Consider the following 16,766-nt stretch of genomic DNA (forward strand, 5'->3'; position numbering starts at 1 on the left):
CCCGCCAGTATGTCAATATGTGCGCAGTTGCGCACCTATATGTTTTACGTGCTGCCGGCGGCCATGTAGTCGGCGCCGCCGACATACACGGTGTCTTCCGAGGTGGCGGGCCCGAGCGCGGCGGCGGCGATCGCCCCGGCGAACTCCTCGACGGTAGGCAGGGCGCCGTGAATCTGCCTGGCCGCAATGGCATTCGGATCGCGACGGGCCAGCAGTCGCACGATGATCGTGCCGTCGATCATGTCGCCGGACACCACGACGAACGACACCCCGGCGTCGTCGAAACGGGACTGCATCGCGCGCAACGCATCCTCGCCGGCGCGCTTGCTGGCAGCGATGGGCAGGTAATCGGCGGGAACGGGCTGTTGTCCGTGGAAGTGGGCCTGATGGCTGGTGACGAACACGATGCGTCCACCCGGGCTGAGCAGTGGTAGCGCAAGCTCGGCCAGGCGCACCTGGGCATCGCGGTTGATCCGCATGGCGTAGCCGGCGTCGGCGCCGCGCTCCAGCCCGCCGGAAGCGTTGAGCACCAAGATGTCCAAGCGGCCGAACGTATCCCTGATACTGCTGAGCATGTCGGCCGTGGCGTCGAGATCGCAGATATCCGCGCCCGCGACGGAACCCCGGCCGCCGGCCGCCGAGATGGCGTTCACGATCGCGTTGGCCCGCTTGGTTTTCTCGCGGTAGTTGACGATCACGTGCACGCCGGCCGCGCCGAGTTGGTGGGCCACCTCGGCGCCGATCCCGCGTGATGCGCCGGTGACGAGCGCAACTTTCATGACTGGCCTCCGTGCTTCTGATTTAGAACCAATATGATGGTTCTAAATGAGAAGCGCAACTGGACCTGAGTTCGTTCGCCGTGGCGAAGACCCGGCGAATGCGCCGATGCTGGCGGTCATGGAGCTGCTGGGGCAGCGCTGGGTGATGCGGGTGATCTGGGAGCTCGAGCCGGGGTCGCTGGGCTTCCTTGAGCTGCGCCGACACATGGGCAATTGCTCGTCGAGCATGTTGTCGGAGCGGTTGCAACAACTCGTCGCCGCCGGACTGGTTGTCAAGAACGAAACCGGGGCATGGGAACTCACAGTCGCCGGTGCCGGACTGGGGGCGGCGCTGTCGGGATTGTGGGATTGGTCGGAATCCTGGAAGGCGGGGAAGTCTCAGCAGCCCTGAGTCGGGGACCGTTCCAGGAGCTCATCGAGAAAGCCTGCGGCCTCCCGCCCGGCGCGTTCCACATCGCCGTCGGCGATCGCTTCGACCAGATCGTCGTGCGGGAACATCCCGCCGGGGCCTGCGCTTGTCGTCGCGACGCTGGCGGTGATCGCCTCCAGGAGCCCGCGGTAGATCTCGACGAGTACCGGATTGTGCGACGCACGCACGACGGCCAGGTGGAATTCGGTGTCGGAGTGGGTGAACCGTGCATGGTCGGTGGTGTTGGTGTGTGCCAGGTGGGCGCGCAGCTCGACCAGATCTTCTTCGGTGCGGGCGACGGCGGCCAGGCGGGCGCCCTCCACCTCGAGGCAGCGCCGGACCTGCAGCACGTCGCGCAGTTCGGACCCGCACAGCCGGCGCAGGGCTGCGGATACCTCGCTGGTGGCGCGCACGTAGGTGCCGTCGCCCTGTCGTACTTCGAAGATGCCGTTGTGCGCCAGGGCGCGGATCGCCTCGCGCACAGTGTTGCGCCCCACGCCGAGGGCCTCGACCAGTTCGGGCTCGGTGGGGATCCGGCTGTCGACCGGCCATTCGCCCGAGGTGACCAGGGTGCGCAGTTGCTCGATCACCTGGTCGACCAAGCCTGTGCGTCGCGTTGTGGCGAGCGGCAACTCTTCCGTCCTTTCATTGGCCCTTTCATCCAATCATGGGATGTATGGCATCATAGCCGGGTGAGTAGGACCCTGCGCAACAAAGCCCTGAACAGTTACGAGCACGATCTGGAGCTCGAGCTCGACGGTGCCGTAGAGGTCCGCCCCGCACAGATGGCGGCGGGCGGTGCACTGCTGGTCGTCGCGGTGGTCCTGACCGCGCTGAACTTGCGCCCGGCAATCACCAGCATCGGACCGGTTCTCGGCGAGATGCGTGAGTCGCTCGGCGCCTCCGCTGTCTGGGCCGGCGTGCTGACCACTCTGCCCGGGCTGTGCTTTGCGGCCGCCGGCCTGACCGCGCCGTGGCTGGCACGCCGGATCGGACTGGGCCGGGCGATCTCGGTCGCCCTCGTGATCCTGAGCATCGGCCTCGTCGCCCGGGTGTTGGACGGGCCATACGTGGTGATCGGCGGAACGCTGGTGGCCACCGGCGGTATTGCGCTCGTCAACGTGCTCATCCCGGTCGTGATCAAGGGTTCGTTCCCCGCCCAGATCGGTCTGATGACCGGTGTCTACACCGCGGCCCTGCAGGGTGGCGGGGCGCTGGGTTCGGCGGTCACCCCACCGCTGGAGCCCCTGCTCGGCGGCTGGCGGGGGGCGTTGGGCTCTTGGGCTTTGGTGGCAATTCTTGCGCTGCTGTTCTGGCTTGTGGGCGCGCGGGGAATCAGCACGGCCCGCACCGAAGCAGCCTCGTCGGGCGCGGCCGGCCGCTCCCTGCTGCGCAGTCCGTTGGCCTGGACCATCACGTTGTTCTTCGGTTGCCAGTCGTTCCTGGCTTATATCGTGATGGGCTGGCTGCCCGAGGTGTTCATCGACAGCGGGGTCAGCAAGACCGACGCCGGCCTGCTGCTCGGGTTGGTGTCCATCCTGGCCGTCCCGATCAGCCTGATCGTTCCGCCGCTGGCGGCCAAGCAGAAGAACCAGAGTGGCTGGATCGTCGGGCTCGGCGTGGTCGGGATGATCGGCATGATCGGCCTGCTCGTCGATCCCGGTGCGGCGCCGCTGCTGTGGAGCTTCTTCGTGGGCATCGGGATGAGCGTGTTCTCGTTGGCGCTCACGGTGATTGCGCTGCGCGCGCGCAACGCCGAGGACACCGCGCGGCTCTCGGGGATGGCGCAGGGCTTCGGCTATCTGCTGGCCGGTGTGGGTCCCTTTACGTTCGGGCTGCTTCACGACGTGACCGCCGGCTGGGCGGCGCCGTTTGCCATGGTGCTCGTCATCTACCTGGTGCAGATGGTGGCGGGTGCGCTGGCCGGCCGGAACCGCTACGTCTGAGTCACAAGCTCGGTTTGTGACGCCACAACATTGTGGTGCCTACCGGTGATCGGTCGCAGCCACCAGCATTGGTGAGGTGACCACTTACACCGCGTCTTATACGGCGGAAAGGCCGTTCCACACCGCCCTGCTGGCCGAACTGGACAGCGCGGGTTCGCTCTTCCGCCACATCACGCCGAACTGGTTCGCCTCGGTGATGGGGACCGGGATCGTCGCGACGGCCGCGGCCACCTTGCCTCTGCGCCTGCCGGGGCTGCACGAATTCGCCACTGCGGTATGGATTCTCGCCGCGACAGTGTTGGTGGTCCTGACCGCGGCGTTCGCCACGCACTGGATCCGGCATCGGGAACAGGCGAAAGCCTATGCCGCACACCACGTGGTGGGGCAGTTCTACGGCGCCCCGGCGATGGCGCTGCTCACCGTCGGAGCGGGCGCGCTGCTGTTCGGGCCGGGCCTCATCGGCCCGTCCGCGGCGCTGGCCCTCGACGTGGTGCTGTGGACCGCCGGCACGGCGCTGGGATTGGTTGTCAGCCTCTGGCTTCCGTTCGCGATGATCACCCGTGAGGATCACACCGATGTGGAGGCGGCGCCGGCCTGGATGATGCCGGTGGTGTCTCCCATGGTCTCTGCCTCCACCGGCGCCCTGCTGCTGTCGCACCTCGGGCCGGGACAGGCGGGGATGACCTTGCTGGTGGCCTGTTACGCGATGTTCGGCTTGAGCCTGCTGGCCGGCCTGATCACCACCACCATGGTGTATTCGCGGCTCATGCACGGCGGCTTCAGTCAGGTGCAGGCGATTCCCACGGTGTGGATCGTGCTCGGCGTTGTCGGCCAGTCGATCACCGCGGCCAATCTGCTGGCGTCCCATGCGGGGTCGGTGCTCACCGATGCGGCCATGGTGTCGGCGCTGCATGCCTTCGGCATCGTGTACGGCCTGGTGATGGGCGGTTTCGGGGCGTTCGTGTTCTGCCTCGCGACGGCGCTCACGGTGCACGGTGCGCGGCGTGGGTTGTCATTCAGCCTGACCTGGTGGAGTTTCACCTTCCCGGTGGGAACCTGCGTGACGGGAGCGTCTGCGCTGGGCGCCGCCACCGGTGCGGTCGCCATTTCCTGGCTGGCCGTCGCGCTGTACATGGTGCTGTTGGGCGCGTGGGCGACCGTGGCGACCAACACGCTGCGCGGTGTGCGGTCGGGCCGGCTGTTACGCGGCTGAGGTCAGCGCGCCGCGCCGATGTGGCTGAGCAGGTCGCGTACCGCTCCGGCCGGCGGGGTGCGGCCACCCGACCAGATGGCGCGCAATTCGCGGCGCAGGTCCAGCCCGGCCACGGGCACCTCACGTAGCCGGCCCAGGGTGAGATCGTCTTCGACGGCCAGCCGGCTCATCACCGCAGGCCCGGCGCCGGCCAGCACCGCGGCGCGCATCGCGGTTGCCGAGGACAGTTCGATCGCGGGGTCGGCCTGGCAGCTCGCCGGGCCCAGTGCGGCGCGCAGCGCAGAACTGAGGGCGTCCCGTGTGCCCGAACCGGTTTCGCGCGACACCAGCGGGGTATCGCTGAGCTCGGCGGGGCTGACCGGAGCCGTTCGGCGGGCCCACTTGTGATCGGGGGGCACGACCGTGACCAGCTCGTCATGGGCGATCACCCGGCTACTCAGTCCTGTTGGTGTACTGGGTGATTCGATGAATCCGAGGTCGGCCGATCCGTCCTGTACGGAGGCGATCACCTGATCGCTGTTGGCCGCCGTGAGGATGACCTCGGGTGCGCTCACGCCGCGGCGTGCGGCATCGGCCTGCAACGACACCAGCCAGCGCGGCATGAGTTGTTCGGCGATGGTGAGGCTGGCCGCGACGGTGACGCGACCGTGGCTTTCGGTGCGCATCGAGGCCAGCCCGGCGTCCACCCGCCCGGCGACGTCGAGCAACTGGTCGGCCCACTCGGCGACGACCGCGCCGGCCGCGGTCAGCTGGGATCCACGGGGGCTGCGCTGTACCAGCCGCACCCCGGTCTGCGATTCGATCGAGGCCAGCCGTGCCGATACCGCCTGCTGGGTGAGACCCAGCTCACGCCCGGCGGCTCCGAGGCTGCCGGTACGCGCGATCGCCAGCAGCACTTCGAACGCTGCCAGCTCGGGCATCCGGGGGCTGAGCGGCATGCCCAGGATCGTAGGGCGTGGTCACAAATCGCGGTTGTGAACGCACCGGTTGTGGCCCCGCGTCGGTGGTGGTGTAGCCTGGCCGACGTGACTATCGGTGTGTGTGCCAGCTATTGGCGCTTTATCGAGGCTCCGGGCGGAGCCGATAAAGCGCAGCACTAAGCACGCATCCACCCGGAGCCCAGGCAGTGACCATAGGTCGCTGCCTTTCGTCGTTACAGGGCGCCGGAACTCTTGCCAGGTGCCCACCACCAGGAAGGCACCTGAAGATGAATTTGGCGCAGATCGCCAACGCCCCCGCCACATCGGACCGTCGGGTTCGCAGTTTCAGCGCGATTCCCAGCCCGCACGATGTGCTGACCGAATTCCCGCTGGGGGAGCGCCGTGCGGAGCGGGTGGCCCGCGACCGCGATGAGATCGCCGACATCCTGGCCGGTCGTGACGACCGCCTGCTGGTTGTCGTCGGCCCGTGTTCGGTGCACGATCCCGCGGCCGCGCTGGAGTACGCCAGCCTCCTGGTCAAGGTGGCCGATGAGCTCAAAGACCAGCTCAAGATCGTGATGCGGGTGTACTTCGAGAAGCCGCGCACCACGATCGGCTGGAAGGGCCTGATCAACGACCCGGGCATGGACGGCACCTTCGACGTGGCCCGCGGGTTGCGTATCGCCCGTCAACTGCTGCTCGACATCATCGACATCGGCCTGCCCGTCGGGTGCGAGTTCCTGGAACCGACCAGCCCGCAGTACATTGCCGACGCCGTGGCGTGGGGAGCCATCGGCGCCCGGACCACCGAGTCGCAGGTGCACCGCCAGTTGGCATCGGGTCTGTCGATGCCGGTCGGGTTCAAGAACGGCACCGACGGCAACATCCAGGTCGCCGTCGACGGCGTGAAAGCCGCTGCGGCCCAACATGTGTTCTTCGGTATGGATGATATGGGCCGTGGCGCTGTGGTGAGCACCGTAGGTAACGAGGACTGCCACGTCATCCTGCGCGGTGGCACCGACGGACCGAACTACGGGGCCGATGCGGTGGCCGCGACCGCGGCCAAGTTGACCGGGGCCGGGCTACCCGGTCGTGTGGTGATCGATTGCAGCCACGCCAATTCCGGCAAGGACCATGTGCGCCAGGCGTCGGTGGCCACCGAGATCGCCCAGATGGTGCGCGACGGGCTGCCGATCAGCGGTGTGATGCTGGAGAGCTTCCTGGTCGCCGGCGCGCAGTCGCCCGAGGCCCGGCCGCTCACCTACGGCCAGTCGGTCACCGACAAGTGCATGGATTGGGACGCAACCGATCTGGTGCTGCGAGAGCTGGCCAAGCGCGAGGGCTAATTCCCGCTCGGTTTTCGGTACCGGCCGCTGGGATCACGGTCGAACCTGGGCGGGTCGGCGGGGTCGAGTTCGATGAGAACGTCGTCGCCGGTGCCCTGAGGCGCACCGAAGACGACAACGGGTGACCCCGCCATCGGAACGCGGGCGTGATTGGCGACCATGTTTGCGGTCACCGTCCGGCGCCCGGTCTGGCCCTCGAATTCGACGGTGACGGTGAACTCGGGGTCGTCGCCGGTCCAGCGCTGCCGGAACTCCACCTCGCGCAGCACCCCGGGCGAACGCACACCGTGCCGGCGCAGGGCCACCAGCCAGTCCTGGCGGCCGCGGGTGTAGCGGACGCCCCGCCACGCCGCGACGGTGGCCAGTGCCGCGCCGGCCGCGCACACCACGCTCGTCAGCGCCAGCGCCCCGCCGGTAACGCCTCTGATCCACAGTGCGGCCCCCAACAGTCCGACCGCGACGCCGGCCAGGGCGGGTATGACGGCCATCCGGTTGCCGGTGCTGCGCTGGCCGAACGTGTCGCGTGCCTCGTCGGCGACGATGCTCGCAAGGATGGCGGGCAGGAACGAACCCAGGATCACCGCAATGCCCAGCCATGTCGACGGTTCGTGTGACGTCATGCCGTGAATCCAGAATGCTGCGCCGACGGCGACCGGTACCCACAGGACGAAGGTCAGCGCGGCGAAGAATCGCAGCGTTTCCGACGGTTGGGTGACCGGCACCGTGATCCGGCCGTGCTTCTCGACGGTGGAGAAGTGCGGGAGCGTGCTATCCCAGGAGAAGGGCTGCTGTGTGGTGTCCCTGGTCATCCGGCGCTCCCGTCAGCTCGGAATCACCAGTATTGCCGTGTGCGCCCCGGTGCCGCGCCCCGTGGACGGCCGATTTCGCGGATTCTCACGAATTGTTCACCGCCTCAACATGGATCGGTTAGGCATCGCCTTCGCGGTCTGCCCCGAGTGGGGCATCCGTATCGACCTGCCAGCTTCCCGGCATCATCGGGATGGTCGTGCCGTTTCCGAAGGTGTCGTCGGTCAACGTGGTCATGCCGGCCGGTCCGGCAATGGTGGACTTCACTGCGGTGCCGGTGAATCCGAGGTTTCCGGCGCCGCTGTCGGAGGCGCTTGTGGCGACGGGCTGCTCGGGCGGCGGTGCGGCACCGTCGGCCGTCATGAACTCGTAGCGGTAACCACGGTCCTTGGCGGTCCCGCCACGGCGCTTACGGGCCTGCGACCGTCGTTTGTTGATCGCAGCAGCCGTCGCCGCCGCGGCAGCGGACGACCCGACGGAGTCCGAGGCCTGGGCGGTGGCGCCGTGGCGCATCGTCGGGCCGAAACCGAATCCGGAACCGCCGCCCGGCACCGCATACATGCCGGTTTCGGCGCCGGCTGCCATCGGGGTCGGTGCCGGCGCCGGGGTGACCGGTGCCGAGGTGGGCGCCGGCGGGGCCGGGGCGCCCGCGGGAACCGATGGCGACGAGGGCCCGGGGAGCGCGGCGACCGCGGGGTGCTCGGCAGGTTGATCGACCGCGGGGGCGGGCGCGTCGATCGGAATGTCATAGGCCTGGGCCAGCCCCACGATCCCGAGCAGACCGAGCATCGCGGGGGAGGCCGCGGCGACCGCCGCGGCGTACAGCGGGGTTCCCAGTACGGCGAACACGGCCGTGTAGGCACCGAGGAAGAACACATTGATGTAGGTGCTGAACAACAACGATGGGTCGGCAATGATCTCGGCGAGGACCTGCGGAATCCGCCAGGGCTCGAGAATGAATTCCCTGAGCTGGTCGTACATTCCGTAGAAATGCTCAGATTGCCCGGCCAGCCAGTTCCCGATCGGGTCGTTCGCCTTGATCCACTCGATGAACTCCTCGTACGAACTGATCACGTCGCTCACACCGAGGGAAGAGCCCGATTCACCGGCCCGAGCCTGGGCCGCGGACTGCATCATCGTGGCCGACCCGGAACCCGCTTCGCCGACGCCCGGTGCCAGAAGCACCGGTGCCGCCGTGGACGGCGGTGCGATCGCCACCGCAACCTCGGTGGACGCCTGATAGACGGTCATCGTGGTCGCGGCCTGAATCCACATCCGGACGTAGTCGGCCTCATTGACCGCAATGGGGACGGTGTTGATCCCGAAGAAGTTGGTCGCCACCAGCACACCGAGGGTCGTGCGGTTGGCGGCCAGCTCGGCCAGGGTCGGCATGGCCGCCAGGGCGGCGGTGTAGGACGCTGCCGCGGTCTCGATCTGGGTGGCCACCCGTGCGCTACTCGCACTCGTGGTGCCCAGCCAGGCCAGGTAAGGGAGGTGTGCCGCCGTGTACCGCTCGGCGCTGGGACCCTCCCACGCTCCGGCCTGCACCGTGCCCATCAGCGTGGTCAATTCGGTTGCAGCCGAGGAGTATTCGGTGCTCAGAGAGCTCCATGCCCCCGCCGCCGCCAGTAGGGGCCCAGCGCCTGGTCCACTGCTGAGCAACGCCGAATGCACTTCGGGCGGCAATGCCATCCACACCGGGGCGGTCATCGCAGACCTCCAAGGACGGGCGGTGTGGCGTCGTCGTTTGCCGACGTGCGGATGGGGGTGCAGGTAGTCATCGTGTTGTCCGGGGTGCAGTGCGTGCAGGCGGCCCGGTAGCTCCTCTCGATTCTTTGCTCCCCCAGTGGCTAAGTATGGTTAGCATAAGCTAACTTTTGCCGATTTGGGGTATGAACTTCCTATGTACTTGCCGTAATCGTCAATTTGGGTGGGGCGGGATCAGCGGCGGTAGGCAGCCAGGTTGGCGGTGAGTTCGTCGAACAACGCCTGGTTCAGCGCGAAAGCCACCTTGACCTCGTCGACGACGCGGTCGACGTCGTCCTGGTCGAGGTCGAGGCCGTCGAGGTGGGCCCGGTAGGCGTCCTTGTACGGCTTGGGGCGCATCGGGAATTCGTAGAAGGACAGACCGGCGCCCTGTAGGTCGAACGCTCGGTCGAGCACCCGGCCGATGGCCTGGCCGCCGGACAGGTCGCCGAGGTAGCGGGTGTAGTGGTGAGCGACAAGGGCGCCGCCCCAGGCGGATTCGGTGATCCGGTTGCAGTAGGCGCGGGTGGCGGGGGAGTCGACGTCGCGCGCTGAGCCCGGGGCCCAGTGGTCAAGGTCGGCATCGATGGTGGCCAACCGCTCCAGCATCGGGTCGTAGAAAACGGCGACGACCGGGTCGGCCCGTCGGGCTCGGACCGTCTCCTCCAGCGTGCGATAGACCGCGCGCAGTCGCAGCAGGTAATCGACGTAGCCCTGGCCGTTGACCCGCCCGCTGAGCAACTCCGACATGAACGACGACTGCTCGGCGGCGTCGTGTTCGCTTCGCGAGTCCTCGCGCATGGCGACGGACAGCGATCGGACGGCCTCGGGGACAACGGTGCTCGGCATACTCTGGCTCCAGGTGTTTTAACGACAGGTTGTCAACATCATGCCGACAATCTGTCAGGAAACCTAGCACCGGGTTGCGTGCCGTGGGGTCCTACGTTTGCGCGGACAGTGCGCGCAGGACAAACTGCTCGATCGCCGTCACCGGAAGGTGGCGCGGGGCCAGGCACGCATGAATCAACGACATGGTGGCGGCCTCGTCGTCGACGATGAACTGACCGGAAGCCACGCCCTGGGACAGGATCTCGCGCAGCACGTCTTCGACGGCCACCACATGGTCGCGGATGGCCAGCATGGTTTCGGTGGACAGCGCGCCGTAGAGCTGCATGCCCATGCCCATGTGGAATTCCTGCCCGGCCTCCAGCTGATGCCGGATGTAGACCCTCAGTCGCTCGACGGGATCGTCGACCGCGGACAGCGCGGCCCGCAATCCGTCGAGGTAACGGGTCGTCTCATGCGAGGCGAACGCGATCACCACCGACTCCTTGTCGGGGAAGTGGTGATAGATGGCCGTCCGCCCGATCCCGGCCTCGGCCGCGAGCTTGGCCATCGTGATCGCGTCGAAGCTGTGGTCGGCCATCAGTGCGGCGAAAGCCTCGAAGATGCGCTGTTGGACCAGCTCGCGGTGTTCTTCGACCGATGAGGCGCTGATCCTGGGCACGCTCGACTCTAACGCCGGCTCTGCCAGCGGATTCTGTTAGTCCAGGCTTAGCTGCCTGGTGGTGACCGCGCGGTCCACTACAGTCTCGATACCCAACTGAGTGAAGGACGGTACTTCGTGCTGCGTGCCTTGCGGGACTTACCCCTCCGTCGGCGCGTGGTGACCGCCGCCCGCACCCTGCATCCGGTCGGATTGTCGGGCGCGTTGCTGTTCTTCGCCTGGTCGATGAGCCCGTCCCTGTTGCCGCGGGCCTGGTATCTGCAGGGGGTCGCGACGGGCATCAGCGTCGGGATCGGATACGGGCTGGGGTGCGCCATGGCGTGGGTGGTGCGCCGTTGCGGCATCAGTCCGCAATGGTCCTCGCGCACCCGACGGATCGGGTGGTGGACGCTGGCCGGGGTCGCCGTCGTGGTCGTCCCGACGTTTCTGGTGCTCGGGTCATGGTGGCAGCAGATCCTGCGCGAACTCATCGGCATGCCGCACGCCGAGCGGTCCTTCTACCTCCTGGTGCTGTTCCTCGCGGTGGCGATCGCGTTGGCACTCGTGGCGATCGGGCGTGGATTACGTTGGGCCACCAATCGTCTGACCGATCTCGGCGGCCGGGTCGTACCCGGCCCGGTGGCCCGGTTGGCCGCGGTGGTCATCGTGGTGGCGCTGGTGGTGATGGGGCTCGACGGTGCGTTGCACCGCGGCCTGCTGAGCATGTCCGAACGTTCCGCGAAGGTGGCCGACAAGAGCACGGCCGAGGGCGTGACCCAGCCGAGCGCGCCCGAACGCTCCGGTTCGCCGGCCTCGGCGCAGGCGTGGGACACCCTCGGGCGCGAAGGCCGTACGTTCGTGGCCGACGGCCCCGGCGCCGAACAGATCTCGAAGGTCACCGGCGCCCCGGCGCGTACCCCGATCCGGGTGTACGCCGGACGCACCTCCGCCGACAGTGTCGAAGGCATCGCCGAGCAGGTGATCGCCGAACTGCGCCGCACCCACGCCTTCGACCGCAAGGTTCTGGCCGTGGTGACCACCACCGGGCGGGGATGGGTGAACCCGAACGTCGCGGCTGCCCTCGAATACGTCAATGGCGGGGACACCGCGATCGCATCGATGCAGTATTCGTTCCTGCCCAGCGCGCTGTCCTTCATCGCCGATCGTGAGACTCCGCCCTTGGCCGGACAGGCATTGTTCGAAGCGGTGCACCGGGTTTGGGCAGCACTGCCGCAGGACAAGCGGCCGAAACTGGTGGTATTCGGTGAGAGCCTGGGTTCCTTCGGCGGACAGTCGGCGTTTGCCTCCGGCGCGGATATCGTCGCCCGTACCGACGGTGCGCTGTTGGTCGGAACGCCCAACTTCGCGCAGCCCTGGGGGCGGCTCACCGCCAACCGGGATCCCGGCTCGCTCGAACGCCTGCCGGTGATCGACGGAGGGCGCCACATCCGCTTCGCCTCCCGGACCTCCGATGTGAATCTTGCTGGGCCCTGGGAGTTTCCGCGCGTGGTGTTCTGGCAGCATGCCAGCGATCCGATCACGTGGTGGTCGTTCGATCTGCTGCTGCACTGCCCGGACTGGCTGCGGGAACCGCTGGGACCCGATGTGGACCCGGGGATGCGATGGCTGCCGTTCGTGACGTTCTGGCAGGTGACGTTGGACATGATCTTCTCGGCCGACGTGCCCTACGGGTACGGGCATGCCTTCGGCCCGGATGCCGCCGACCTGTGGGCCGACATTTTGGCGCCGAAGGGTGGGGATCCCGCGCTGACTCAGCGCATCCAGGACGCCATCCGCTGAGTCTGCCGAGTGACCGAACCATCGAATCTACTTTCGCGACAGTGTGTTTGAGGAGCAAGGTCACCAAGGCGCCGGGCTCGCGATGGCATTCGAGCTGATCGAGGCCGCCTGACGCTCGCCAATCCACGAGGATTTGAACAATATCCCGTGTGGCGGCGCGATGAATTCTGCTTTCCGGTGCAGTCTGATCTGCATGGGCAAACTCATCTATGGCTTCAACGTGTCGGTGGACGGGTACATCGCCGATGCACAAGGCAACATCGACTGGTCCGATCCCAGCGAAGAACTGCACCAGTACTGGAACGACTTCGAGCGGCAGACCGCCCTTTCCTTCTACGGACGGCGGCTCTACGAACTGATGTCCGCGTACTGGCCGACTGCCGACACGGCCCCGGACGCCACCCCGCTGATCGTCGACTTCGCCCGCATCTGGCGCGACATGCCCAAGGTCGTGTTCTCGCGCACCCTCGAGTCCGTCGACTGGAACTCCCGCCTGGAACGCGGCGACCCGGTCGAGGTGGTGACGAAGCTGAAGGCCGAAACCGACGGCACGCTGGAGGTGGCCGGCGCGACGCTGGCCGCGCCGATCGTGCAGGCCGGACTGGTGGATGAGTACCGGATCGTGGTCGCGCCCGTCGCCGTGGGCGGCGGCACCCCGTTCTTCCCGACCCTGCCGTCATGGATAGCGCTGGGACTGCTGGAGAACCGCACCTTCCCGTGTGGCACGGTCCTGCTGCGCTACGAAGCGAAACGCGACTGATCCGATCTCGCGCTCACCTGGCGCACAGAACTGGGCCGCTGGACGACCGAGCGGTACGTGGTCACGCGCTGATCGGCCCGGGGGATTCACGCGCTTGCCCAGCAGGGCGTGGTGCCACGATCGCACCTTCGAGCGGATGACGGGATTCGAACCCGCGACCCTCACCTTGGCAAGGTGATGCGCTACCAACTGCGCTACATCCGCGCGCCACGAGCGAGATCGTCGCCCGTCGCGATCCGGAACACTAGTCCACCGATGCGTGTAGACACAAATCCCTCGGTCTGACTTACATTGTGGGGCAACGCAAACAGTGCGCAACGCGGCGCGAGCGTCGGTGATCGGGATGCCGGCGTCAGGCGTCAGAGGGCAGTTCGTAGGATTCCTAGATGCCGCTCGACGTCGGTGAGACGTTCTCCGTGTTCCGGATTGTTCGACCGCTGAGCTCAGGCTGGACAGGGGATGTCTACCTCGCTCAGCATCCCAGGCGGCCTCGACGTGACGCGCTCAAGGTGCTGTCCGAGGATTGTTCCGCCGAACCCGTGTACCGGGAGCGGTTTTGCCGTGAGGGGGATTTGGCTGCCACGTTGTGGCATCCCAGCATCGCCAGGGTCCGTGGTTGCGGGGAACACGACGGTCAGCTCTGGATATCGACGGACTTCGTCGACGGTAGGGACCTCGCTGGTCTCCTCGATCAGCGATACCCGAACGGCCTACCGCGCGAACAGGTTTTCAGCATCATCATCGCGGTTGCCGGTGCCCTCGACTATGCCCACAAGCATGGTTTGCTGCATCGCGATGTCAGGCCGGCCAACATCATCCTGGCTGACGTCGACGGCGATGCGGAGCCCCGCGCCGTTCTCGCCGGGCTTGGTATCGCCCGCGACATCCGGGCCGGAGACAGGCCCGGCTATGCAGCACCGGAACAACTGGTGGGGGAGGACGTCGACGGCCACGCAGACCAGTACGCCCTGGCCTGCACCGCGTACCACCTGCTGACCGGGACGCAACTGTTCGCGCACGCCAATCCCGCAGTCGTGGTCAGCCGCCACATCAACTCGAAGCCGCCGGCGTTGGCCGACATCCGCGCCGAGTTGGCCGACCTCGACCCGGCACTGGCCAAGGCCCTCGCCAAGAACCCGGCTGACCGATTCGTCAGCTGCGGCGCTTTCGCACACGCACTGGCCGATGAAACCCCGATGCCCGCATTGACTTTGGCGCCCGCACCGGCCGCGCCGATACCCAGTCAACGGCTGACCGGGTATCGGGTACCCCAGAAACCAGGCTGGGTGCACGCAGCGGCCATCGCCTCGGTTGGCGTCATCGCCAGCGTCGGTCTGTGGCAGCTTTGGCCATCCGCCGATGCCGCGGCGAGTGAGCAGCCGAGCCCACCGCCGAGCACGGCCACTGCGAGCGCTACGAATGCGGCGGCCACCCCAGTGCCCAGTAGCCCGGTCTTCGACGGCCTTTACCGCCTCGACTACGACAACCCCCACGCCACCCTCAACGGGAACCCGTGGCCGGCGGCGGGCAACCAAATCGCAAGCTACTGGTGGGCATTCCGATCGACCTGCAAGCCCTCGGGATGCGTCACGACGTCGACGCGAATGGACAGCACCAACCATGCCGTCCCCTTCCTGGAAAGTGGCGGCATGACGGCGGTGTTCCGCTTCATCAACAACTCTTGGCTGGGTGATCCAGCGAGAGGCTCACTGCCCTGCGAGGCGCCGATCGTCGGGCAAGCGCAGGCAATGGACACGGCATTGGCATTGACACCACAGCCGGACGGCGGGCTGACCGGCGCTCAAACCACCACCATCCAATCCAACGAGTGCGGGCTGCAAGGTGCGGTGATCACCGTGCCCGTTCACGCCACCCGGCTCGAAGACGTTCCACCGGGCAACCCGGTCGCTGACCCTGCCGCGGTCGCCGACCCGCTGCCGCCGGCTCCTCAGCTGCCCCCGCCGTTGCCGCCCGGCCCTCCGGTGCCCGCACCGGCGTTGCCGCCCGGCCCTCAGTTGGCGCCGCCGCCGGTGATCGGCGCCATCATCCCGAACCCCATCCCGCCCGCCGCTGTACCTGCGCCTCCACCCCCGCCGGCATAGGTGCCGGTTCCGCGTGGCAATTTGGAGTCGGGTCGGGTCGAAACCTTGTGATCTGAAACGTGGCGGCAGCGTCGATGGCGCTGAAGCTATGGCGTCGACGATCTGCACATCGCCGACCGCTACGCCCCTCGGAGGCGCCGGAAGGAACCCAGGCATGACCGACGGCGCACAGCTCTGCGAACCACGACCAGCGCGAATTTGCAAATAGGAGCGTTCGTTTCGTATTCAGCAAATAGATCCTCCTGTATTCAATAGTTAAGCGAGTCGCAGAGTTCTCACGGCTCATCTACAGCCTTATTTCAGGCGCGTCAATCTGGGACGGCAGCAGACAGTGGCCAGTAGCCCTGGAAAGGTTTGAGATTCATACCGCCTTCAGGCATTACACGGCCCGTGGCGGCCGGGATGGTGCCCACCTGTTTTCGCATTCAGAGCCTTGCGAGGCGGAACGGTTCGGAGTGCACAGTTGTAGGGGTGTGAGCGGCTGCGGACATGCACTGGCCCTTCACCTACTAATGGGCGAGTGCTGGGAGAAAACCAACGATTTGAGTAGTGCAGGGACTTGTCAGTCCGTCGCGCTACCGTCAGGCACATGACTGACATTCCTAATGTTGAAGCAGGCGCTAATCCCGACGTTGAAGATTTCGGTGTTGAGGAAGGATCCGCACGACTTCCTGTGGACTTCGTCCATTTTGTTCGGCAGAACATCTTATGGTGCCTAGGCTTATTGCCATTCGCTATCGCAGCCGTCAACATTCTGAGCGTGTCGGCGGGCGATCCGGCAATCTTCGGATACATCATCAGAGGTTTGAATATCGGAAGCCTGGTAATTGGCGTGGTGCTGCCACTGATTCCAGTTTTCATTATCTGGACAGCATTGATGTGGACCATCGCGAATGTGTCTCGTTTTAATGATTTTCGTACTGTGATGAACTTGCCTGCCTTGGTTGTCATCATCGCAGTCACGATATCTCTCGCGACTATTCAACTCGGCTACTTGGCGATAATAGTCTTTTCGCTTCTCATGTGGGGATCATGGAAGGGGGTGGCCGCGGTCCGAACCAGTTATCGCCGCCGCTCATCGGGCCCCGAGGCGTCAGCGGTGCAGGCGCCACCCTACGATTTCCCGCTTCTGATCGCTTTTCTTGTGTTGACGTCCCTAATGTCGCTGATTTATATGCCTTACGGTTGGCTTCCAAGCGAGTCGGTTAAAGTGAAGGAGTCAGAACCTGCTACAGGAAAGGTGCTGTCATCAGATGAAGTATGGACAACATATCTTGGCAGGTACGGTAAAGTAGTTATTGCACATTCCGACGACGTTGAGTGGCGTCACCCATGCGATGGTGATGGATCTATGGTTACAAAGTCAATTAACGCGCTGCCGGGCGACTGGAATCGTCGCGAACCGTGCCCGGATCATTGAGCGGCGGTCTCGTCATTCACCCTGGTGACACC

General features: G+C 66.3%; 15 protein-coding genes and 1 tRNA gene. 8 read left to right on the forward strand and 8 right to left on the reverse strand.

Annotated features, from left to right (window positions below; translation table 11 throughout):
• Positions 1-44 precede the first annotated feature (44 nt).
• Entirely contained in the window at positions 45-779 is a 735-nt protein-coding gene (locus tag AB0I14_RS06535) for an SDR family oxidoreductase (protein WP_358017664.1), read from the reverse strand.
• A 46-nt stretch (positions 780-825) separates the two neighbouring features.
• Between AB0I14_RS06535 and AB0I14_RS06540 the strand changes: the two genes are divergently transcribed.
• Positions 826-1,170, forward strand: coding sequence for a helix-turn-helix domain-containing protein (locus tag AB0I14_RS06540; protein WP_358017667.1), 345 nt, complete (start codon positions 826-828; stop codon positions 1,168-1,170).
• Here AB0I14_RS06540 and AB0I14_RS06545 read toward each other — a convergent pair.
• Complete coding sequence (locus tag AB0I14_RS06545) at positions 1,158-1,820, reverse strand: FadR/GntR family transcriptional regulator (RefSeq protein ID WP_358017671.1); 663 nt, start codon at positions 1,818-1,820, stop codon at positions 1,158-1,160. The two genes, AB0I14_RS06540 and AB0I14_RS06545, sit on opposite strands and share 13 nt — an antisense overlap.
• 60 nt (positions 1,821-1,880) lie before the next feature.
• Here AB0I14_RS06545 and AB0I14_RS06550 point away from each other — a divergent pair, with 60 nt between their 5' ends.
• Together AB0I14_RS06550 and AB0I14_RS06555 are read left to right on the forward strand one after the other, a co-directional pair.
• Complete coding sequence (locus AB0I14_RS06550) at positions 1,881-3,134, forward strand: MFS transporter (protein ID WP_358017674.1); 1,254 nt, start codon at positions 1,881-1,883, stop codon at positions 3,132-3,134.
• 76 nt (positions 3,135-3,210) lie between these two features.
• Positions 3,211-4,347 carry a TDT family transporter gene (locus AB0I14_RS06555; RefSeq protein ID WP_358017677.1) on the forward strand — a complete coding sequence of 379 codons (1,137 nt, stop codon included), beginning with the start codon at positions 3,211-3,213 and terminating at the stop codon, positions 4,345-4,347.
• Positions 4,348-4,349: 2 nt separating this feature from the next.
• Here AB0I14_RS06555 and AB0I14_RS06560 read toward each other — a convergent pair whose 3' ends face one another.
• A complete protein-coding gene (locus tag AB0I14_RS06560; protein ID WP_358017679.1) occupies positions 4,350-5,285 on the reverse strand; it encodes a LysR family transcriptional regulator in 936 nt (311 codons plus the stop codon).
• Between the two features lie 269 nt (positions 5,286-5,554).
• Here AB0I14_RS06560 and AB0I14_RS06565 point away from each other — a divergent pair, with 269 nt between their 5' ends.
• Positions 5,555-6,613 (forward strand): 3-deoxy-7-phosphoheptulonate synthase, encoded by a 1,059-nt coding sequence (locus AB0I14_RS06565; protein WP_358017682.1) that lies wholly within the window; start codon positions 5,555-5,557, stop codon positions 6,611-6,613.
• Here the strand turns inward: AB0I14_RS06565 and AB0I14_RS06570 are convergent.
• From AB0I14_RS06570 to AB0I14_RS06585, 4 genes are all read right to left on the reverse strand, one after another.
• Entirely contained in the window at positions 6,610-7,422 is an 813-nt protein-coding gene (locus AB0I14_RS06570) for a hypothetical protein (protein WP_358017685.1), read from the reverse strand. The genes AB0I14_RS06565 and AB0I14_RS06570 overlap by 4 nt on opposite strands.
• A 118-nt stretch (positions 7,423-7,540) precedes the next feature.
• On the reverse strand, positions 7,541-9,130 hold the full coding sequence (locus AB0I14_RS06575) for a PPE family protein (RefSeq protein WP_358017687.1): 1,590 nt from the start codon (positions 9,128-9,130) through the stop codon (positions 7,541-7,543).
• Between the two features lie 231 nt (positions 9,131-9,361).
• The gene (locus AB0I14_RS06580) at positions 9,362-10,015 is read right to left on the reverse strand and encodes a biliverdin-producing heme oxygenase (protein ID WP_358017690.1); all 654 of its coding nucleotides are present in this window, start codon (positions 10,013-10,015) and stop codon (positions 9,362-9,364) included.
• 91 nt (positions 10,016-10,106) lie between these two features.
• Complete coding sequence (locus tag AB0I14_RS06585) at positions 10,107-10,673, reverse strand: TetR/AcrR family transcriptional regulator (protein ID WP_358017693.1); 567 nt, start codon at positions 10,671-10,673, stop codon at positions 10,107-10,109.
• A gap of 156 nt (positions 10,674-10,829) precedes the next feature.
• Here AB0I14_RS06585 and AB0I14_RS06590 point away from each other — a divergent pair, with 156 nt between their 5' ends.
• On the forward strand, positions 10,830-12,452 hold the full coding sequence (locus tag AB0I14_RS06590; protein ID WP_358017696.1) for an alpha/beta-hydrolase family protein: 1,623 nt from the start codon (positions 10,830-10,832) through the stop codon (positions 12,450-12,452).
• Between the two features lie 193 nt (positions 12,453-12,645).
• Positions 12,646-13,212: a dihydrofolate reductase family protein gene (locus AB0I14_RS06595; protein WP_358017699.1), complete on the forward strand. Its 567-nt coding sequence runs from the start codon at positions 12,646-12,648 to the stop codon at positions 13,210-13,212.
• A 131-nt stretch (positions 13,213-13,343) separates the two neighbouring features.
• On the opposite strand, the gene AB0I14_RS06600 is transcribed toward AB0I14_RS06595, so the two are convergent.
• Positions 13,344-13,416 (reverse strand) — tRNA-Gly (locus AB0I14_RS06600).
• A gap of 182 nt (positions 13,417-13,598) precedes the next feature.
• Here AB0I14_RS06600 and AB0I14_RS06605 point away from each other — a divergent pair.
• A complete protein-coding gene (locus AB0I14_RS06605; protein ID WP_358017702.1) occupies positions 13,599-15,314 on the forward strand; it encodes a serine/threonine-protein kinase in 1,716 nt (571 codons plus the stop codon).
• A gap of 589 nt (positions 15,315-15,903) precedes the next feature.
• The gene (locus tag AB0I14_RS06610; RefSeq protein ID WP_358017705.1) at positions 15,904-16,734 is read left to right on the forward strand and encodes a hypothetical protein; all 831 of its coding nucleotides are present in this window, start codon (positions 15,904-15,906) and stop codon (positions 16,732-16,734) included.
• The last annotated feature ends 32 nt before the right edge of the window (positions 16,735-16,766 follow it).

Source organism: Mycobacterium sp. NPDC050441, assembly GCF_040655355.1.
Taxonomy (GTDB): Bacteria; Actinomycetota; Actinomycetes; order Mycobacteriales; family Mycobacteriaceae; genus Mycobacterium.